The organism is Streptomyces sp. NPDC028308 (assembly GCF_055565855.1).
Genome location: NZ_JBVHTO010000003.1, coordinates 427,009 through 446,608, shown reverse-complemented (window position 1 = coordinate 446,608; position 19,600 = coordinate 427,009). Strand labels below are relative to the sequence as shown.

Annotated in this window: 13 protein-coding genes; 5 read left to right on the top strand and 8 right to left on the bottom strand. The window is 73.1% G+C overall.

Translation table 11 applies throughout. The annotated features are described in order from the left end of the window. The first annotated feature begins 100 nt into the window (after nt 1-100). Nucleotides 101-949 carry a helix-turn-helix transcriptional regulator gene (locus ACZ4VA_RS09530; RefSeq protein WP_356166860.1) on the top strand — a complete coding sequence of 283 codons (849 nt, stop codon included), beginning with the start codon at nt 101-103 and terminating at the stop codon, nt 947-949. A gap of 797 nt (nt 950-1,746) precedes the next feature. Continuing rightward, complete coding sequence (locus ACZ4VA_RS09525; RefSeq protein WP_389390354.1) at nt 1,747-4,563, top strand: helix-turn-helix transcriptional regulator; 2,817 nt, start codon at nt 1,747-1,749, stop codon at nt 4,561-4,563. A gap of 521 nt (nt 4,564-5,084) precedes the next feature. On the opposite strand, the gene ACZ4VA_RS09520 is transcribed toward ACZ4VA_RS09525, so the two are convergent. Then, a complete protein-coding gene (locus ACZ4VA_RS09520; RefSeq protein WP_468080621.1) occupies nt 5,085-6,299 on the bottom strand; it encodes a winged helix DNA-binding domain-containing protein in 1,215 nt (404 codons plus the stop codon). A gap of 177 nt (nt 6,300-6,476) precedes the next feature. On the opposite strand from ACZ4VA_RS09520, the gene ACZ4VA_RS09515 reads away from it, so the two are divergent. Then, complete coding sequence (locus ACZ4VA_RS09515) at nt 6,477-7,637, top strand: CorA family divalent cation transporter (RefSeq protein ID WP_356166867.1); 1,161 nt, start codon at nt 6,477-6,479, stop codon at nt 7,635-7,637. Nucleotides 7,638-7,727: 90 nt separating this feature from the next. Here the strand turns inward: ACZ4VA_RS09515 and ACZ4VA_RS09510 are convergent, their stop codons facing one another. Both ACZ4VA_RS09510 and ACZ4VA_RS09505 read right to left on the bottom strand, forming a co-directional pair. Then, nucleotides 7,728-9,287 carry an MFS transporter gene (locus ACZ4VA_RS09510; RefSeq protein ID WP_355788584.1) on the bottom strand — a complete coding sequence of 520 codons (1,560 nt, stop codon included), beginning with the start codon at nt 9,285-9,287 and terminating at the stop codon, nt 7,728-7,730. Between the two features lie 119 nt (nt 9,288-9,406). Beyond that, nucleotides 9,407-10,411: an Lrp/AsnC family transcriptional regulator gene (locus tag ACZ4VA_RS09505; protein WP_356237810.1), complete on the bottom strand. Its 1,005-nt coding sequence runs from the start codon at nt 10,409-10,411 to the stop codon at nt 9,407-9,409. Nucleotides 10,412-10,597: 186 nt separating this feature from the next. Here ACZ4VA_RS09505 and ACZ4VA_RS09500 point away from each other — a divergent pair, with 186 nt between their 5' ends. Further along, nucleotides 10,598-11,386, top strand: coding sequence for a polysaccharide deacetylase family protein (locus ACZ4VA_RS09500; RefSeq protein ID WP_389390353.1), 789 nt, complete (start codon nt 10,598-10,600; stop codon nt 11,384-11,386). 26 nt (nt 11,387-11,412) lie between these two features. Here ACZ4VA_RS09500 and ACZ4VA_RS09495 read toward each other — a convergent pair whose 3' ends face one another. Beyond that, entirely contained in the window at nt 11,413-12,630 is a 1,218-nt protein-coding gene (locus tag ACZ4VA_RS09495) for a cytochrome P450 (protein ID WP_356166874.1), read from the bottom strand. Between the two features lie 379 nt (nt 12,631-13,009). Between ACZ4VA_RS09495 and ACZ4VA_RS09490 the strand changes: the two genes are divergently transcribed. Beyond that, nucleotides 13,010-13,450 carry an SRPBCC family protein gene (locus ACZ4VA_RS09490; protein ID WP_355794261.1) on the top strand — a complete coding sequence of 147 codons (441 nt, stop codon included), beginning with the start codon at nt 13,010-13,012 and terminating at the stop codon, nt 13,448-13,450. A gap of 29 nt (nt 13,451-13,479) precedes the next feature. Here the strand turns inward: ACZ4VA_RS09490 and ACZ4VA_RS09485 are convergent, their stop codons facing one another. The 4 genes from ACZ4VA_RS09485 to ACZ4VA_RS09470 all read right to left on the bottom strand — a co-directional run bounded on the left by ACZ4VA_RS09485 (nt 13,480) and on the right by ACZ4VA_RS09470 (nt 19,598). Beyond that, a complete protein-coding gene (locus tag ACZ4VA_RS09485; protein ID WP_468080616.1) occupies nt 13,480-14,190 on the bottom strand; it encodes a hypothetical protein in 711 nt (236 codons plus the stop codon). A 155-nt stretch (nt 14,191-14,345) separates the two neighbouring features. Beyond that, nucleotides 14,346-15,497: an XdhC family protein gene (locus ACZ4VA_RS09480; protein ID WP_356237808.1), complete on the bottom strand. Its 1,152-nt coding sequence runs from the start codon at nt 15,495-15,497 to the stop codon at nt 14,346-14,348. 33 nt (nt 15,498-15,530) lie between these two features. Then, nucleotides 15,531-16,988, bottom strand: a complete 1,458-nt coding sequence (locus ACZ4VA_RS09475) for an NCS2 family permease (RefSeq protein ID WP_468080613.1) — start codon at nt 16,986-16,988, stop codon at nt 15,531-15,533. Nucleotides 16,989-17,213: 225 nt separating this feature from the next. Next, the gene (locus ACZ4VA_RS09470; protein ID WP_356166880.1) at nt 17,214-19,598 is read right to left on the bottom strand and encodes a xanthine dehydrogenase family protein molybdopterin-binding subunit; all 2,385 of its coding nucleotides are present in this window, start codon (nt 19,596-19,598) and stop codon (nt 17,214-17,216) included. Between the last annotated feature and the right edge of the window lie 2 nt (nt 19,599-19,600).

Below are 19,600 nucleotides of genomic sequence, written 5' to 3'. Positions count from 1 at the left end.
TGTCCTCCTCGTTGCCGGACAGCCACCTAACATCGTGTAATCCGTGATGCAGGTCTCACCACCCCCGAACGGGGGTGCGCCGCGATGAAGGGGCGAGCACGTGGCAGCTGACGCAGCCGAGGCGGTCGAGATGCGTGGAGCGCTGATGCGGCTGCGGCGTACGACGGGGCTGCCGGTCGCCTTCGGCGGCCTGTTCGAGCCGGGACGCCGGCAGGTGCGCATCAGCGTACTCAGCGGCACGGCGACGGCCGCGCTCAGCGCGCTCGCGGTGTCCTCCGGCAACGGCCTGGGCGGCAAGGCGGTCGCCCTCGCCCGGCCGTGCGCGGTCACGGACTACTCGTCGTCGCGGCAGATCAGCCACGAGTACGACGTGGCGGTCGCCACGGAGGGGCTGTGCTCGGTCCTCGCCGTGCCCGTGGTGGTACGGCGCCGGGTGCGCGGTGTCCTCTACGGCGCCCTGCGGACGGCCCGGCCGCTGGGCGACCGGACGCTGGCGGCGGCGGTGGAGGCGGCGCGGGACCTGGAGCAGGCGCTGGTCGTCCGGGACGAGGCGCGGAGTCTGCTGGCCGCGGTCCAGGCGCCGGACGCGGTGTCCGGGGCGGCGTGGGAGGAGGTCCGGGAGGCGCACGGCGCCCTGCGGGCCCTGGCGCCGCGGGTGGAGGACCCGGCGCTGCGGGCCGAGCTGCTGCGGGCCTGCGGGCGCCTGGCCCGGGCGGCGTCGCCGGAGCCGGCCGGGGCGACCGCCGCCCCCGTTCCCGGGCTGGCCGCGCGGGAGGTGGACGTCCTGGCCTGTGTGGCGGCGGGCGCCACCAATGCGGCGGCGGCCGAGCGGCTCGGTCTCCGGCCGGAGACCGTGAAGAGCTACCTGCGCTCGGCCATGCGCAAGCTGGGCGCCCACACCCGCACGGAGGCGGTCGTCGCGGCCCGCCGGGCTGGGCTGCTGCCGTAGCCGACCGCCGGGGGCGGATGGGCGTCCTCGACCTCGCCGGGCGCGGGCGTGCGCGGCGGGCCTATGGCAGGCGGGGGCAGGCTGCGGAGACCTCGCCGGGCGCGGGCGTGGGCGTCGGCGGCTCGGGCTGCACCCGTCCAGAAGCCGGGGCGGGCGCCGTAGACCCCGCCGGGCGCGGCGGCCGGTGGCAGACGGGGCGGGCACCGAAAGACCCGCTCGGCGTGTGCGGCGGCGGCCGGGACGCACCCGTCCAGAAGCCGGGGCCTGGCCCCCGTAGACCTAGCCGGGCGAGGGCGAGTGCGGCGCGGCCCGTGGCAGGCCGGGGCAGGCACCGAAAGACCCGCTCGGCGTGTGCGGCGGCGGCCGGGACGGACCCGTTCAGAAGCCGGGGCCGGCCCCCGTGGACTCCGCCGCGCGCAGGCGCTGGTGGCGGCCGGGTTTGGCCCCCGTGGGAGCCGAGCCGAGGTCGTCCAGGGTCGTGCCTGCCGGGAAGCGCGCCGCGGGCGTGTCCGCCAGGGAAGCGGGCCTGCGCGGGCCGCGGAACGCCGGTGAGTGTCCGCCAGGGCCGCGTGGACCTGGGCCGCGTGAGACGGGAGCGGCGGGCGGGGAGCCGGTGTCGGCGGACGAGAGCCGGCGCCGTCGGACGGGGCGCGCCTGGCGCGAGATGTCTCCATTCATTCGGCTCGGCACTGAAATGCCTTATGCCGCACTCTTGTTATTTCCCTCACCTTCTCGACCGTCCGGATTTCGAGGGTTCCTTGCCTAATATTGGCCGGACGCGACGCACGAGGGGAGCGGTGACCGTGACAGGGGACTTCCAGGAGCCCGCGCGGCCCCGCTCCGACCTGGTCATCGGCCGGGAGGACCTCTTCGCGGGTGCCCGCGCCCAGCTCTCCCGGGGCGGCAGCGTGCTGGTCCACGGACCCGCCGGAATAGGAAAGTCGACCGTACTGCGGGCCTTGGCCGCGGAATACGCCGGTGCGGCCCGTACCGTCCTGCGCTGCTCGGCCACCGAGTCCGAATCCCACCTCCCCTTCCTGGCCCTCGCCGACCTCCTCGGACTCGTGGTCGACGAGGTGTCCGACGCGCTGCCCGCCCCGCAGCGCACCGCCCTGGAGTCCGCCCTGACCGGCCGCGGCGAGTCCACCCTGCAGCGCGACGGTCTCGCCCTGCGGCTCGCGGTGCTGTCCGCCTTCCGGGCCCTGGCCGCCCGGGGCCCCCTGCTCATCGTCGCGGACGACCTCCAGTGGCTGGATTCGGCCAGCACCGAACTGCTCGGGTTCGCCGCCCGCCGTCTTGGCGAGATGCCGGTGCGGATGCTGTGCGCGGTGCGTACGGAGACGGAGCCCGAGACCCAAGGGCACGACCATCATCTACGCGCATTGCCCCCGGACACCCTGGCCGTCCGCGTCAACGCGCTCTCCCGCACGCAGGTCGCCGAGCTGCTCGGCCGCCGCGGCTACACCGGCCTGCCCCGCTCGGCCGTACGGGACATCCACCGCACCAGCGGCGGCAACCCCCTCTTCGCCCTCGAGCTCGGCCGGGCCCTGGCCGAGAACCCGGCGGCCCCCCAGCCGGGCGAGCCGCTGCCGGTGCCGACCTCACTGCGCGCGCTGGTGCTCCACCGCATCGGGATGCTGCCCGCCGAGGCCCGCCGCACGCTGCTCGTCGCGAGCGCGGGCGCCCGCCCGACCCAGGCGCTGCTGCGCGCCGCGGGCCGTGAGAACGCCGAGACGGAGACCGCGTCGGCCGCCGCGCTCGGACTGCTCGCGCCGGAGCGGGAGGGCCCCGGCATCCGGTTCGCCCATCCCCTCATCTCGGCCGCCGTGTACGCCGAGGCCACCCCGCAGGAGCGGCGCGCCGCCCACGCCGCCCTGTCCACGGCGGCCTCCGACCCCATCGAACGGGCCCGCCACCTCGCGCTGGCCACCACCGGCACCGACGCCCAGGTGGCCGCCCGGCTGGGTGAGGCGGCGTCCGCGGCCCGGGACCGCGGCGCCCCCTCGGTCGCCGCCGGACTGAATCTGCTGGCCGCCCGGCACACGCCGCCGGACACCTCCCCCGGCCCGGACGAGCGGCGGCTCCAGGCGGCGGAGGACGCGCTGACCGCCGGGGAGACCGACCTCGCCCGGGACATCGCCCGCGAGGTACTCGGCCGCGCCACCGGGGCCGCCGACCGCGTACGGGCCTGGATGGTCGTCATCGACGCGGCCGGGCAGGCCATGGCCGAGGTCGACGCCGTCTTCCCGCAGGCCCTCGCCGACGCGGGCGACGAGCCGGGGCTGCTCGCGCTCGTGCGCTACCAACTGGCATGGCGGGCGCTGCTCCTGGAGGGCGAGATGGCGAAGGGCCGCGAGGAGGCGGCACGCGCCGCCGAGCTCGCCGAGCGCGCCGGGGACCGGCGCACCGAGCTGCTCGCGCTCGCCTTCCAGGCCCAGATGGAGACCCTGATGGGGCACTCCGACGCGCCCGCGACCATCAAGCGGGCCATGCGCGAGCCGCAGGACCCCCGGGTGGCGTGCGACCACAACGGCGCCGGCGCGGCCCGTTTCCGCTGGCTGGTCATGGGCGACCAGCTCGCCGAGGCACGGACGACGATCACCGCGCTGCTGCGCGAGGTGCGGCGGCGCGGGATGGTCGAGAGCGAGGTGCACTTCGTGCGCGGGCTCGCCGAGACGGAGTTGCGGGCCGGGCACTGCGGCCGTGCCCTCGACCTCGCCCGGGAGAGCCTGCGGCTGGCCCGGGACACCGGGATCGGGGAGGCGGCCACCGCCATGGTCACCTCGCTCGCGGAGGCCGCGGGCGGCGATCTGGACCAGGCGCTCTCGCTGGCCCGCGAGGCGGTGGAGCGCGCCGAGGAGGACAGCGACCTCATCTACCTCTCGCGTGCGCTGGGCGCCCTCGGGCACGCCTACCTGGTGGCAGGGGACGCGCCGGAGTGCGTCCGGGCGCTGCGCCGGGTCAGGGAGCTGGAGGAGAGCCTCGGGGTCACCGATCCCGCGCGCGGCCGCTGGCACGGGGACCTCGCGGAGGCGCTGGTCAGGATCGGTGAGCCGGCGGAGGCCCAGGACGTCATCGACACGACGCGGGTCCGGGCGCTGCGCCTCGGCCGCGAGAGCGTGCTCGCGGTGCTCGACCGGGCGGAGGCCCTCGCGCGGGCGGCACGGGGCGACACGGCCGCCGCCGTACGGCAGTTGACGTCGGCGCAGGACCGGCTCGCCCGGCTGGGCCACGGGCTGGAGGAGGCGCGGGCCGCGTACGCCCTCGCCGCACTGCGCACGGACCGGCCGGGTCCGGCCGCGTACGACGAGGCGGTACGGCTGTTCCGGCGCTGCCGCGCGCTGCCGTGGCTGCGCCAGGCGGAGACCGCTGCCGCCGCGAACCCGGCGCGTGTCGCCCCGGTGACCGCCTCCGTGGCGCTCGACGCGCTGGCCGCGACGGAACGCCAGGTCGCCGCCCTCGTGATGGAGGGCGCCACCAACCGCGAGATCGCGGGCCGGCTGTTCATCAGCGTCAAGACGGTCGAGGCCACGCTCACCCGGGTCTACCGGAAACTGGGGATCCGGTCGCGGGTGGACATCGTCCGGCTCGCGGCCGGGGGCCGCAGCGGGTGAACCGACGGGCCGCTCGTCACACTGGTCCCCGTGCTGTGTCCCGGCCCACCCGCGTTGTTCGCTCCGGACTCATCTGCGTGATGCGCTTCGGACCCGTCCGCGTGATGCGTTTCGGACCCGCCCGTTCCACGCGCTTTTCGGCACCGGTCCCAACGATTCGTGGCCGGTGGAGGTTTGCACGGCGCGACCGAGGGTTTTCCCTCCGCCGGGCCGCCTAGGGGCTTCCCCCCTTGGGGCGCCCGGGTGCGTGCTCCTAGCGTGAGGGCGTGCCGATCGCCCGGGCACGGAGTACCGGCCCGCCGGGACCCCGCCCGAGCGTCCCCCCACCGGCAACCCGAGGAGACCCGTGTCCAGGTTTGACCGCCGGATTCAGGTCAACTCACTTTGTGTAGAGATTTCCTGAGTACCCCTCAGGCATGAACCGGGGGGCGCCGCGGGCCTCCACGAGCGGCCCGCGACGCCCCCCTTCCACGTCCCGGCGCCGCCCCGTGGACGTAAGGGCCGCGCCGTCCCGCACGGGACTAGGACGTCACGTTCCCGAATCGGACGTCGTGAGCACCCGCACCCTCGCCGGACATCACCCGGAGCATTTGTTCTGCCTCCCGTACGACCTCGTCGCGCTGCGCGCCGGTGAGGGGGACGAAGGGCTCGATTGTCAGCGTCTCTCCCTGCTGCCGCCACACGCCTGCGAGGAAGCCGTCGACGAGCAGCGTGCAGTACGCCTGATTGCCGCGCCACGTACGGCCCTTGAGGTCGGCGGGCACCACGCGGGACCGGTCGGCGTGCGAGAGGAGCAGATTGTCGAACTCCGGCAGGAAGCGCGGCGGTGCCGGGGTGTCCGCGTCCGGCCGGGGCGCGTCGGGGAGGTCGAAGAGCTCGACGCCGTTCTCGTCGCGGAAGGTGACCAGTCCGGGGCGCAGCCGCTCGAAGACCTCACGCAGCCGTGTCAGGCCGGCCCAGGTCTGCATGTCCTTGACCGAGGCGGGCCCGAAGGCGGCGAGGTAGCGCAGCACGGTCGCGTCCGGCGCGGGGACCGGCGCGGCGGGTCGGCCGAACCAGCTTTCGGCCGTGGTGAGTGCGACCTGGCCGCTGCGTCCCCACAGCCCGCGCGGGGTGACCTGCACGAGCGGCAGCCGGCAGCGGGCGGCGATGGCGAGCGCGGTCGGGTCGGCGTCAGGCCACTGGGCCGACAGCACCTCGCGCAACTGCTTCATGGTGCGCGGCTCGGCCTCGACCAGTTCGCGGCCGACGGCGGCGAGCCGGTCCAGGTCGACGCCGACGAGCCCCTTGCGGAAGTTGTTCAGCTCCCGGTCGCGGGCGGCCTGCACCAGTGGGCGCAGGGTGAGGCAGTCGTCCGCGGTGTGGGTGTGGATGGTGGAGCGCATGGTCACGATGCGGGCGACCTCGCGGCCGGCCATCAGACGTGACAGGTCCTCGGGCGCGAAGTCGGCGAGGCGGGCGGCGAGCGCGTAGTACGGCGGCTTCACGTTCTGCGCCTGGAGGCCGAGGAGATGCCCCACGGCGTCCTTCGCGCCGAGCATGGAGCGGCGCAGCAGGAGCTGCCGGTCCAGGGTCGCGCGGTTCAGCGCTCGGGCGCCCAGCACGGGCGCGGTCTTCCTCGTCCCGCCGTTCCGGTCCACCGCGACGCCCGCCTTCCTCGTCCCGCCCGACGCCGCTGTGCCCGTCGACGTCCTGGTCCCGCCCGGCCACCCTGTCACGCCCGTCGTCTTCGTCATGCTCCGACGCTACGGAGACTTGCGGACACCTTCTGTCCGCATCGAGGGTTTTCCTTCGCCGCCGGACGGCGCACCCGGCTCCGCTCCAAGGCCTCCCGGTCTCGCGCCGACGTCATTTACCCCGTATATCCTGCCGGTGATCAGACCGGCCCACGTGTGACAGCGGGAGGCAGCACCATGGCGGAACGCCGCGCCCGTCCGGACGCGAGGAGCGCCCGGAAGTCCGGTTGGCGCCGCGCCCTGACACCCCCGTCCACGCCTCCCGCGGACCGGCGGGACCAGGACCCGGAACCGTCGGCGGCGGAACCGGCCGAGGCGGGCAGCGTCGTGCAGGCCGCGCTGTACCGCGACGGCGTGCGGGTCTCGACGCCGGCCTCGCTCGCGGAGACGTTCCGTGAGCTGCGCGACGAGACCGACGGCATGGCGTGGATCGGGCTCGCCCGCCCCACCGAGGACGAACTCCTCTCCCTGGCCGCCGAGTTCGACCTGCACCCGCTGGCGGTCGAGGACGCGATGGAGGCCCACCAGCGTCCGAAGCTGGAGCGCTACGGCGAGACGCTCTTCGTCGTGCTGCGGGCCGCCCGCTATCTGGACGCGGCGGAGGAGGTCGACTTCGGCGAGCTGCACGTCTTCGTGGGCCCCGACTTCGTGATCACGGTCCGGCACGGTGCCGCGCCCGACCTGTCCGCGGTGCGCCGCCGCATGGAGGACACCCCGGAGCTGCTGCGGCTCGGCCCCGAGGCCGTGCTGTACGCGATCCTCGACTCGGTCGTCGACGGTTACGTCCCGGTCGTCACCGGCGTGCAGAACGACATCGACGAGATCGAGACGGAGGTCTTCCGCGGCGACCCGGAGGTCTCCCGCCGCATCTACGAACTCTCCCGCGAGATGGTCGAGTTCCAGCGGGCGACCCGTCCGCTGGTCAGCATGCTGCACAGCCTGATGGCGGGGTTCGCGAAGTACGGCACGGACGAGGAGCTGCAGCGCTATCTGCGTGACGTCGCCGACCACGTCACGCACACCAGTGAGCGCGTCGACGGCTTCCGCCAGGCCCTCGCCGACATCCTCACCGTCAACGCGACCCTGGTGACCCAGCAGCAGAACGCCGAGATGCGCGCCTTGGCCGAGGCGGGCTTCGAGCAGAACGAGGAGATCAAGAAGATCTCCTCGTGGGCCGCCATCCTCTTCGCCCCGACGCTGGTCGGCACGATCTACGGCATGAACTTCGACCACATGCCGGAACTGCACTGGCTCCTCGGCTACCCGTTCGCGATCGTCCTGATGGCCGTGGTGTGCACGAGCCTGTACGTCGTCTTCAAGCGCCGCGACTGGCTCTGAGCGGGCGGACGCGGGGGCAGCGCCTCGGATGGATACGGCCGCTCACGCGCATCCGCTCGGCGGGCGGCCGCGCGTCCTGGAGGGCCGCCGTCACGTCCTCGCGTCGGCCCGGGTCCCGTGCGCCTGCTCTTGGCCGCCGCCGCCGGTCTGCGCCGCCCTCTGGTGCGCGCCACCCACCGGGAGGCGGACCATCGTGAAGGCGAGGACCGCCGCCACGGCCGCGAGCGCTGCCGCCACCCACAGCATGAGGTCCAGACCGGACGCGAACGCCTCGCGCACCAGGTGCTCCACGCCGGCGCGTTCACCGGCGGGCGCACCGGAGACGACCGACCGCGCCTGCCCACCGCTCAGCGCGACCGCCGTGTCGTGCGGGCCCGGCAGGTCGCCGTTGCCCCTGAGGACGCTCTCCATCCGCGACTGGAAGATCACCCCGAACACCGCGACGCCCAGCGCGAATCCGAGTTGCCGGAACGTGTTGAGCGCGCCGCCCGCCATGCCCGCGCGCTCGGGTGGCACCGAGGCCAGCGCCGCGGCCCCGAGGCTCGGCGTCACGAGGCCGACGCCCATACCCGACACGATCAACCCGGCGACGAGGGCGTTGGCCGAGGACCCCGCGTCCAGCACCGTCTGGAGCGCGGAACCGACGGCGACGAGAACGAGACCCGCGCCCATGGCCGCCCGGGGCGGCAGCGGACCGAACTTCCCGGCCAGCGTCGAGAAGACGAAGGCGGCGCCGCACATGGGCAGGATGTAGAGGCCGGCCTTCACAGGCCCGTAGCCGAGGACGGTCTGCATCCACAGCGACTCGAAGAGCAGGTAGGCGAACGCGCCGCCCTGGAGGAGCAGCCCGCTGATCATGATGCCGGTGAACGACGGCCCGCGGAACAGGGACAGGTCGAGAATGGGGTGCTCGTGCCTCAGCTCGACGACGACGAAGAGCGCGAGAGCCACCACGGCCAGGGCGAACATGCCGAGCGTGAGCGGGGCGCTCCAGCCGTCCGAGTGGGCGTGGATCAGCGCGAACGTGAGCGCTCCGCTCGCCACGGTGAAGCTGAGCGTGCCGAGGACGTCCGCGCGCTGTCCGCCGGTGGACTTCTCCTCGCGCACGACGCGCCTGGTCAGCACGACGGCGGCCAGGCAGACCGGCAGATTGACGAAGAAGATCCACCGCCAGTCCAGGTACTCGGTGAGCAGCCCGCCGATCACCGGACCGGCGGCCGCCGCGATCGCGTTGGTGGCACCCCACACCGCGAACGCCACCCCGCGTTCCCGGCCGGCGTAGTGCATGCCCAGCAGGGCGATCGTCGTACCGAACATCCCCGCGGCGCCGAGCCCCTGGACCGCCCTGGCCGCGATCAGGACGCCCGTGTTCGGGGCGACGGCGCACATCAGCGAGGCGGCGGTGAAGACGACCAGGCCTCCGAGGTAGACCTTCTTGCGGCCGATCCTGTCGGCGGAGGAACCCACCCCGAGCAGCAGTGCCGCCAGTGCCAGGGCGTAGATGTCGACGACCCATTCGAGGTCGGCGAGTGTCGTGTCGAAATCCGCCGCCATGTCGGGGAGCGCCACGGTCACGACCGTGACGTCCACCAGCAGCATGAAGGTGCCCAGGCTGATCGCCGCCAGCGGCCACCACTTGCTTCTACGCATACGAACCCCTTCTCAAGTACGAGAGCCCCCGGGGCCCCGTCGACCCGCCCAGCTTGCGGAGCGGGGACGTCGCGGCCTACGCAGCGCCGGGCAGGTGACGGATATCGACGCCCCAGCGGTCACCGTGAAGGAAAGAGGGGGTTTCCGGTCGGAAGGAGGCGGCCTGCCCGCTTGATCGACTGCAGCACCGGCGCGGTCTCCACGTGCTTCACGCTCCGCAGCGCCCCGATCCGCGTGCTCAGGTACTCGTAGAACTCGCCGATGTCCCGGAACACGGCGATGGCGGCCAGGTTCGACTGGCCGGACGTGGCTGCCGTGAAACCCACCTCGGGATGCCGGGACAGCTCCTCGGCGACGCTCACCAGGTCCGCGGGCGGCACGGTGAGCCAGAGCATGATCTCCGTCTCGTATCCCAGCAGCGCGGAGTCGATCTCGACATCGAAGAACAGCGCCCGCATCTCCCGCAGTTGCTCCAGCCGGCGCCGGACGGTCGACTCCGACCAGCCCGTGGCGGTGGCCAGTTCGGCGTACCCGGCCCGGCCGTCCGAGGCGAGTACGGCGAACAGCGCGCTGTCGCCCTCGCGCATCTGGACGCGCACGCCGCGCGGTGGCGGCTCGGGCAGCCGGGGTCTGAGCAGTTCGGCCTCCTCGTCGGTCAGGGCGTGCGTCTTCCCGTGCCAGCCCGTGGGCCCGCCGAAGAAGGTGTGCAGCAGGTAGTGCGCGGAGATGTCGACCACCCGGGGCGTGCGCGGAAGTTTCTGGAGCAGGAGGGACGCGCCCTCCGCCCGGTGCGGGGCCCGGGTGAGGCAGACGATCTCGGTGCCCCCGGCGGTGAGACTCACCCAGGACGTGTCGTCCCGCCGCGCCAGTGCGCCGGCGACGCTGCTCGCGGTGTCCGGCGTGCACCGGACCCTGACCAGCCATTCGATGTGGCCGAACCGGGCGGCGTCGGGCAGCCCCAGTACCCGCATCGCCCCGGACCCCCGCAGCCGGCGGTAGCGGCGAGCCACGGTCTGGTCGGACACGCCGAGGACCTCGGCAACGTGTTTCAGGGGGGCCCGCCCGTCGAGCTGCAGGGCGTGCACGAGGCGGCGATCCAGCTCATCCAGACTGCGAGATTCCATCTGCAGCACGCTAGTTGACCTCGTGATCCGGCAGGGAGGGTCATTCCGAGCAGCGTTTTCCGACGGAAGACACCTTGTTCACGGTGCCGGACCACCGTGTGCGGCCGTTCTCAGGACCAGAGCGTGCCGAGCTGTCCGGATCACCCACTATAAACTGCGGGTATACATCGCATGTATAGTCCCGGCATGCCTTCTCCGACCCGGAAGACGAAGAACACGGGGACCACGTTCCGTTCGGCGGCGATCCTGTCGGCGGCCCTCGCCCTGGCGCTGCCGCTCACCGGCTGCTCCTCCCTCGACACCACCGCGCCCAGCAGCGCCCGCGCCCACCCGCCGGCGGACACGCAGGCCCGCTTCGGGAGCGTGGACTGCCGCCAGGCCAAGTGCATCGCGCTGACCTTCGACGCGGGGCCGAGCGAGCACTCGGCCCGGCTGCTCGACATCCTCAAGAGCGAACGGGTCCCCGCGACCTTCTTCCTGCTCGGCCGACGGCACATCGAGAAGTACCCGGAACTCGTCGAGCGCATGGCCGACGAGGGCCACGAGGTGGCCAGTCACACCTGGGACCACAAGATCCTCACCCGGCTCCGCCCCGACGAGATACGGGAGGAACTGAAGAGGCCCAACGACGCCATAGAGAAGCTCACCGGACACAAGCCGACGCTGATGCGCCCGCCGCAGGGCCGCACCGACGACACCGTGCACCGCGTCAGCCGCGAGCTGGGACTCGCCGAGGTCCTGTGGAGCGTGACGGCCAAGGACTACACGACGAACGACTCCGCGCTCATCGAGAAGCGCGTCCTGCGGCAGGCGTCCCGGGACGGGATCATCCTGCTGCACGACATCTATCCCGGCACCGTGCCCGCGGTGCCCGGCATCATCGACGCGCTGAAGCGGCGGGGCTACGTCTTCGTGACCGTGCCGCAGCTGCTGGCGCCCGGGAAGGCCGAACCCGGCCAGGTCTACCGGCCTTGACCGCCCCGCTCCCCCGGGGCGAGCGCTCACCACACCAGGTGCAGGGCCTCCGGCGAACGGTGGATCATCGTCGGGCGCATGGTGACCGCCCGGTCCGCGGCGAGCCGCAGCCCTGGCAGCCGCGTGGTCAGCTGTTCCAGGGTCAACCGGACCTGTTCCCGGGCCAGTTGTCCGCCCGGGCAGCTGTGCGCGCCCAGCCCGAAGGCCAGATGACGGTCCGGGTCGCGGGTGATGTCGAACTCGTCGGGCCGCGCGTGACGGGCACCGTCGCGGTTGGCCGCGCCGAACGCCACGAACACCGCCGCCCCCGCCGGGAGTTGGGTGCCCGCGAGGGAGACGGGCCGCGTGGTGATCCGCCGGAAGCCTTGCAACACGCTGTCGTAGCGGGCGGCCTCCTCGACGGCCGCCGGTATCCGGTCGGGCTCGGCGCACAGCAGCTCCCACTGGCGTGGGTGCCGCAGCAGGTGCAGGACGGCGTTGCCGATCAGCGCGGTCGTCGTCAGATGGCCCGCGATCAGCAGGTTCTGCAGATGGCCGACGATCTCGTGTCGCTGGTCGAGCGTCAGCTCGCCGTCCCCGGGAGCGAGCGAGGCGACCAGTTCGGTGACCAGGTCCTCGCGCGGACGGGCACGCCGGTCGCGTACGCACGCGTCGAGGAGGTGCTGCTTCGCCACCGTGTCCCGGGCGGCGGCCACCTGTTCGTCCTCCGGCAGCGGCCGGAAGAGGAGTTCCTCGGCGCGCAGGCCGCCCCTGACGACGGCCGGTACGTCCTCCGGACCGAGGCCGAGGAGCCGGCCGACGACCTCGCCGGGCAGCCGCCGCGCGTACGCGGACATCAGCTCGACGTGGCCGTCCTTCACGAAGCCGTCGACGAGGGCGGCGGCCCGTTCGGCGGCGTACGGCAGGACGGCGGCGACGCGTGCGGGCGACAGGCCCCGGACGATCGGGGCGCGCAGCTCCCGGTGGCGGGCACCGTCCGCGGTGACGACCACGGGGCGCCCGCCGAATCCGCCGTCGAGGACCGCGCGGGCGGCGGGTGACGGCACGGTGTCCGGGCGCAGCGCGTTGCCCGAGGAGAAGTCACCGGGCCGCCGCAGCACCTCGCGCACGTCCTCGTCCCGCGCCACCAGCCAGGCGTCCAGCTCGGCGACGTGCAGGAGGCCCGGGGTGCGCCGCGCCAGCTCGTAGAGGGGGTAGGGGTCGCGCTGGAGCGCGTCGAGCCTGCCGTGCGCTTCGCGGTCCACAGGGGCAGCCTCCCGGGCGACGGCGTGGGACGCACCCATGGTCCCGCACGGCCGGGAGCCGACGGTAGGGCGCTTTCGGCCCGCCGGGAGGGGGTGCGGGGCGCGGCCGGACGAGGGTGAGGGCGCCGCGGGCTCGGTCCGGTGAGGTGGGGGGTGCGGGGCGGCAGGTCCGGTGGGGGGCACGGGTCCCGGGCGGCTGGAACAGGGGCCACGGGTCCCCGGCCGGCCGAGCAGGGCAGCCGCCGGTCCTCGGCGGAGACGGCGGGTCGCGGGTCCCCGTTCAGGCAGGGAGCCGCAGGTCGGTGCGCGGGCCCCGTCGGGACCAGGTGCCCGGCGTACCGGAGGGACCCTCGTGGCCGTGTCGGCATACGATCACCCCGTGGCCCTTTTCGTCCTGGAACGTGACGTCCCGCTGCCCGCCGCCGAAGCCTGGCGCAGGCTCACCCGGTGGGAGCGGCATGCCGACGTGGTCCCGCTGACCCGGGTCACCGTGCTGACTCCCCCGCCGACCGGCGAGGGCACCACGTTCGTGGCCAGGACGGGGGTGGGGCCGCTGGGCTTCGACGACCCGATGGAGGTCGTGGGCTGGCAGGCACCGCGGGAGGAGCGGCCGGGCCGGTGCCGGCTGGTCAAGCGGGGTTCGTTCGTCACCGGGTGGGCCGAGATCGAGGTGCACGCGACCGGCGCCGGGACCGCTCGGGTGGTCTGGCGCGAGGAGCTGCGGGTGCGGTGGCTGCCGCGCCTGTTCGACGGTCCGCTGGCGTGGGCGGGGCGCGGGATGTTCGGCCGGGCGATGACCGGACTGCTGAAGCACGACTGAGGAGGGACCGGACTGAGTGAACTCCCCCTCTAGGGCGACGAGTTGCCCTCCAGGGACGCTCCCGGCAGGCGTGCGCTCACGTGGACCCGCCGCCCGGCCCCGAAGGACGGGCGGCTGTCGCCGGGTCGGTCCGCTCCCCCCTCCGGCTCGAGTTTGTCCTGGCGTTCGCGGTCGCCGTCCCGTCCGGTGCTCAGGATCGTGTCGCAGATCTCGCGCAGCTTGTCCGCGGCCTGTTTGGAGAACAGTCCGCACAGGCCCGCGATCCCGGAGAAGCCGTACGGGTTGGTGGCGCCGGCGCCCGAGCTTCCGGCGAACAGGCCACCGCGCAGCAGGAAGTAGACGAGCAGGGCGAGCGCGACGCCGATGCCGGCCCTGAGCAGGTACCACCACAGCCAGCTCGCGTACAGCCGCCGGTTGCCGACGTAGGTGGCGAACGACGTGGTCGCGTGCACGAAGCTGCCGAGGGCGCTGCAGAGGATGACCGCGAACAGCATCGCCGCGTCGGCGGTGAGCGACCAGCTCCCCAGCCCGAAGGGCGACCACCGGTCGACGGAGCCGTCCTGCGTCTCGGGCTGCACCAGGACGAGGACCACCGGCCACAGGCTGATCAGGGCACCGCAGACGAGGACGACCTCGGCCAGCAGGAAGACGCCCAGCGCCGTGGTGGCGGACGGCGAGAGGCAGCGTGTGGCCTCCGGGTCGTCGTCCGCAGGGTCGCGTCCGTTCTCCGCCTCGCTCAACCGCCCGCCCCCGCTGCGCTCACCCGCGGCGGCACCCCCTGCACCCCCGGACCCTCACCCTGCCGCTCGCGTGCCGCGCGTACAAGTCCGTTGCCGGACAGGGCCGTTGAGGAAACGCTTCGTCTCGTGGACGCCTTCTCCCGCGGGGCCCGGGCTCAGGCCACCGAGCCTATCCGGCCCGCCGGGGTGCGCGTTGCGTCGTGGTGGATCGGCGTATGCGCGCCGGTCAGCGAGACGCCGCTGCCGCCGCGCCGGTTCGCCACGATCTCCGCGGCGATCGACAGCGCCGTCTCCTCCGGGGTGCGCGCTCCCAGGTCGAGGCCGATGGGCGAGCGAAGCCGCGCCAACTCCATATCGGTGACGCCGACTTCGCGCAGCCGTTCGTTGCGGTCCAGGTGGGTGCGGCGGGAGCCCATCGCCCCGACGTAGGCGACGGGGAGCTTGAGCGCGAGCCGCAGGAGCGGTACGTCGAACTTGGCGTCGTGGGTCAGGACGCACAGGACCGTGCGGGAGTCGACGTCGGTGCGCTCCAGGTAGGTGTGCGGCCACTCGACGACGATCTCGTCCGCGTGGGGGAAGCGGGCGGCCGTCGCGAAGACGGGACGGGCGTCGCACACGGTGACGCGGTAGTTCAGGAACTTGCCGACGCGCACCAGCGCCGAGGCGAAGTCGATCGCCCCGAAGACGATCATCCGGGGCGGCGGCACCGAGGACTCGACCAGAAGGGTGAGCGGTGCTCCGCAGCGGGAGCCCTGCTCACCGATCTCGACGGTCGCGGTCCGGCCCGCGTCGAGCAGGGCGCCGGCCTCGCCGGCGACCGTGCGGTCCAGTTCGGGGTGGGCGCCGAAGCCGCCGTCGTACGAGCCGTCGGGGCGGACGACGAGCGCCCGGCCGAGCAGCTCGGAGGGGCCGTCCACCACCCGCGCGACCGCCGCGGCCTCCCCACGGGCGGCGGCGGCGAGCGCGGTGGCGAGGACCGGCCGGGCGGGATCGGCCGTCCGGACCGGTGTGACGAGGATGTCGATGACGCCGCCGCAGGTCAGTCCGACGGCGAAGGCGTCCTCGTCGCTGTAGCCGAAGCGCTCCAGAACGGTCTCGCCGTCCTCCAGGGCCTGACGGCACAGGTCGTAGACCGCGCCCTCCACGCAGCCGCCGGAGACCGAGCCGACCGCCGTGCCGTCGGCGTCCACCGCGAGGGCGGCGCCGGGCAGGCGGGGCGCGCTGCCGCCGACGGCCACCACGGTGGCCACGGCGAAGTCACGTCCCTGCTCGACCCACCGGTGCAGATCGTCGGCGATGTCCAGCATGTCTCGGTCTCCTCGGCGGTCACGCGGAGGGCGTCAGTGGACGCCCATCCAGCTCTCGATCGGGTTGAGGGCGAAGAAGACGATGAAGACCACCGTCAGCCCCCACATGAACGCCCCGATCTCCCGGGCCTTGCCCTGGGCGATCTTGATGGCGGTGTAGCTGATGACTCCGGCCGCGACGCCCGCGGTGATGGAGTACGTGAACGGCATGACGACCACGGTCAGGAACACCGGGATCGCCGTGGCGCGGTCGGACCAGTCCACGTGCCTGGCGTTCATCATCATCATGGCGCCGATGACGACGAGCGCGGCGGCGGCCACCTCACCGGGGACGATCGCGGTGAGCGGGGTGAAGAACAGGCAGGCGGCGAAGAACAGGCCGGTGACGACCGAGGACAGACCGGTCCTCGCCCCTTCGCCGACGCCGGTCGCGGATTCCACGAACACCGTCTGCCCGGACGCTCCGGCGACACCGCCGACGGCACCCCCCGCGCCGTCGATGAACAGCGCCTTGGACAGGCCCGGCATCCGGCCCTGCGCGTCGGCCAGCTTGGCCTCCGTGCCGACGCCGATGATGGTGGCCATCGCGTCGAAGAAGCCGGCGAGCACGAGCGTGAAGACGATCATGCCGACCGTCATCGCGCCGACCTCGCCCCAGCCGCCGAACTCGACGTCCCCGAAGAGCGAGAAGTCCGGCATGGAGACCGCGCTGCCGTGCAGTTCGGGGGCGCCGCTCGCCCACTGCTTCGGGTCGATGACGTCGAAGGCGTTGAGGAGGACGGCGAGCACGGTCCCGCTGACGATGCCGATCAGGATCGCCCCGGGCACGCCCCGGGCCTGCAGCATGAAGATCAGCAGCAGGGTGACCGCGAAGAGCAGCACCGGCCAGCCGGCGAGTTCACCGCTGGCGCCGAGACTGACGGGTGTGGCCTTGCCCTGGTGCACGAAGCCGGCCTTGTAGAAGCCGATCAGGGCGACGAACAGGCCGATTCCCATGGTGATGGCGTGCTTGAGCGCCAGCGGGATGGCGTTCATGATCATCTCGCGCATCCCGGTGACGACCAGGAGCATGATGACCACGCCGTACAGCACGCACATGCCCATGGCCTGCGGCCAGGTCATCTGCGGTGCGACCTGCGAGGACAGCACGCCGGAGACCGACAGGCCGGCGGCGAGGGCCAGCGGCACCTTGCCGAAGAAGCCCATCAGCAGAGTGGTGAAGGCCGCCGCGAACGCCGTCGCGGTGATCAGCGGCTGCTGGCCGAGGGTGTCCCCCGCGACGTCCTTGCCGGACAGGATGAGCGGGTTGAGCAGCAGGATGTACGCCATCGCCATGAAGGTGGTGACACCGCCGCGCACTTCGCGCGCCACGGACGATCCCCGCCGGGATATGTGAAAGTAGCGATCGAGCCAAGACCGGCCGGCCGGGACACGGGTACCCGTGCCCGCGTCCTCCGCCACGGTCTTCGGCTCCAGTGACTGCTGGGTCATGATGCCTGACTCCCAAGGTTCACAGGGGCACCCGCGAAAGCCCTGACTGGCTGCGGGATTTGGGAAGGTGCTTCGGCTGCACGACCCGGGGGACGGCCCGAGGCGAACTGGGGGACTACAACTGCGGGACCTGCTGGGGTGGTTCGCCGGTACCGCGAGCGGTGCGGTGCCGGAGTGCTCCGGGCGGCGCGGAGTTGTGACGTTCCGTGCGCCGCCCGGAGGGTTCTACGCGGTGCCGGTGAGGTGCTCGGGACGTACCGGCGTCCGGTTCAGCTCCAGGCCCGTCGCGTTCCGGATCGCCGCGAGGACGGCCGGGGTGGACGACAGGGTCGGGGCCTCGCCGATGCCACGGAGCCCGTACGGGGCGTGGTCGTCGGCGAGTTCGAGCACGTCGACGGGGATGGTCGGCGTGTCGAGGATGGTGGGGATCAGGTAGTCCGTGAAGGACGGGTTGCGCACCTTCGCGGTCTTGGGGTCGACGATGATCTCCTCCATGACCGCCACGCCCAGGCCCTGGGTGGTGCCACCCTGGATCTGGCCGATGACGGACAGCGGGTTGAGCGCCTTGCCGACGTCCTGGGCGCAGGCCAGTTCGATGACCTTGACCAGGCCGAGTTCGGTGTCCACCTCGACGACGGCGCGGTGCGCGGCGAACGAGTACTGGACGTGGCCGTCGCCCTGGCCGGTGCGCAGGTCGAAGGGCACCGTCGGACGGTGCCGCCATTCGGCCTCGACCTCGACGGACTCGCCTTCGAGGACGTCCACCAGGTCGGCGAGGACCTCGCCGCCGTCGGTGACGACCTTGCCGCCCTCCAGGAGCAGTTCGGCCGTCGCCCACGCGGGGTGGTACGAACCGAACCTGCGCCGGCCGAGCTCCAGGACCTTCTCGCGGACCAGCTCGCAGGAGTTCTTGACGGCGCCGCCGGTGACGTACGTCTGACGGGACGCGGACGTCGAGCCGGCGCTGCCGACCTGCGTGTCGGCGGGGGCGATCGTCACCTGGGTGACGCCGAGCTCGGTGCGGGCGATCTGCGCGTGGACGGTGACGCCGCCCTGGCCGACCTCGGCCATCGCGGTGTGCACGGTCGCGACGGGCTCGCCGCCGACGACCTCCATGCGGACCTTGGCGGTCGAGTAGTCGTCGAAGCCCTCGGAGAAGCCGACGTTCTTGATGCCGACCGCGTAGCCGACACCGCGGACGACGCCCTCGCCGTGGGTGGTGTTGGAAAGGCCGCCGGGCAGCTGGCGCACGTCGGCGCCCTCGCTGCTCTCCCACTGGCGCTCGGGCGGCATCGGCATCGCCTTGACGCGGCGCAGGAGTTCGGCGACCGGGGCGGGCGAGTCGACGCGCTGGCCGGTCGGCAGGAGCGTGCCCTGCTCCATCGCGTTGAGCTGGCGGAAGGCGACCCGGTCCATGCCCACCTGGTCGGCGAGCTTGTCCATCTGGGCCTCGTAGGCGAAGCACGCCTGGACCGCGCCGAAGCCGCGCATGGCGCCGCAGGGCGGGTTGTTGGTGTAGAGGGCGATCGCCTCGATGTCGACGTCCTCGACGACGTACGGGCCGACGCTCAGCGAGGAGGCGTTGCCGACGACCGCCGGGGAGGCCGACGCGTACGCGCCGCCGTCCAGGACGATCCGGCACTTCATGTGCGTGAGCTTGCCGTCCTTCGTCGCCCCGTGCTCGTAGTACAGCTTGGCGGGGTGGCGGTGGACGTGTCCGAAGAAGGACTCGAAGCGGTTGTAGACGATCTTGACGGGCTTGCCGGTGCGCAGGGCGAGCAGGCAGGCGTGGATCTGCATCGACAGGTCCTCGCGGCCGCCGAAGGCACCGCCGACGCCGGAGAGCGTCATGCGGACCTTGTCCTCGGGCAGGCCGAGGACGGGCGCGATCTGCTTGAGGTCCGAGTGCAGCCACTGGGTGGCGATGTACAGCTCGACGCCGCCGTCCTCGGAGGGCACGGCGAGTCCGGACTCGGGGCCGAGGAACGCCTGGTCCTGCATGCCGAAGGTGTACTCGCCGCGGACGATGAAGTCGGCCTTCTTCGCGGCCTCGTCGGCGTCGCCGCGCACGATCGGCTGGCGGTGCACGATGTTCGGGTGCGGGACGTGGCCGATGTGGTGGTCGTCGCGGCCCTCGTGGATGAGGATCGCGTCGGGCGCGGTGGCGGACGCCTCGTCCGTGATGACCGGCAGCTCGCGGTACTCGACCTTGATCTTGGCGGCGGCGCGGCGCGCGGTCTCCGGGTGGTCGGCGGCGACGAGGGCGACGGGCTCGCCGTGGTGGCGGACCTTGCCGTGCGCGAGGACCGGGGTGTCCTGGATCTCCAGGCCGTAGTTCTTGACCGCGGTCGGCAGGTCGTCGTACGTCAGGACGGCGTAGACGCCGGGCGTCGCGAGGGCCTCGCCGGTGTCGATGGAGACGATCTCGGCGTGGGCGACCGTGGAGCGCAGGATCTGGCCCCAGAGCATGTCCTCGTGCCACATGTCGGACGAGTAGGCGAACTCGCCGGTGACCTTGAGGGTGCCGTCCGGGCGGAGCGTGGACTCGCCGATGCCGCCCTTGGTCGCGGAGCGCTGGGTGAGGTTGGTGGGTGTACCCGTGGTTCCCATGG

Coding starts and splice junctions, on each gene's coding strand:
- ACZ4VA_RS09505 (WP_356237810.1), bottom strand. CDS start 10,411: ATGGAATCTCGCAGTCTGGATGAGCTGGATCGCCGCCTCGTGCACGCC.
- ACZ4VA_RS09515 (WP_356166867.1), top strand. CDS start 6,477: ATGGCGGAACGCCGCGCCCGTCCGGACGCGAGGAGCGCCCGGAAGTCC.
- ACZ4VA_RS09470 (WP_356166880.1), bottom strand. CDS start 19,598: ATGGGAACCACGGGTACACCCACCAACCTCACCCAGCGCTCCGCGACC.
- ACZ4VA_RS09510 (WP_355788584.1), bottom strand. CDS start 9,287: ATGCGTAGAAGCAAGTGGTGGCCGCTGGCGGCGATCAGCCTGGGCACC.
- ACZ4VA_RS09520 (WP_468080621.1), bottom strand. CDS start 6,299: ATGACGAAGACGACGGGCGTGACAGGGTGGCCGGGCGGGACCAGGACG.
- ACZ4VA_RS09475 (WP_468080613.1), bottom strand. CDS start 16,988: ATGACCCAGCAGTCACTGGAGCCGAAGACCGTGGCGGAGGACGCGGGC.
- ACZ4VA_RS09480 (WP_356237808.1), bottom strand. CDS start 15,497: ATGCTGGACATCGCCGACGATCTGCACCGGTGGGTCGAGCAGGGACGT.
- ACZ4VA_RS09500 (WP_389390353.1), top strand. CDS start 10,598: ATGCCTTCTCCGACCCGGAAGACGAAGAACACGGGGACCACGTTCCGT.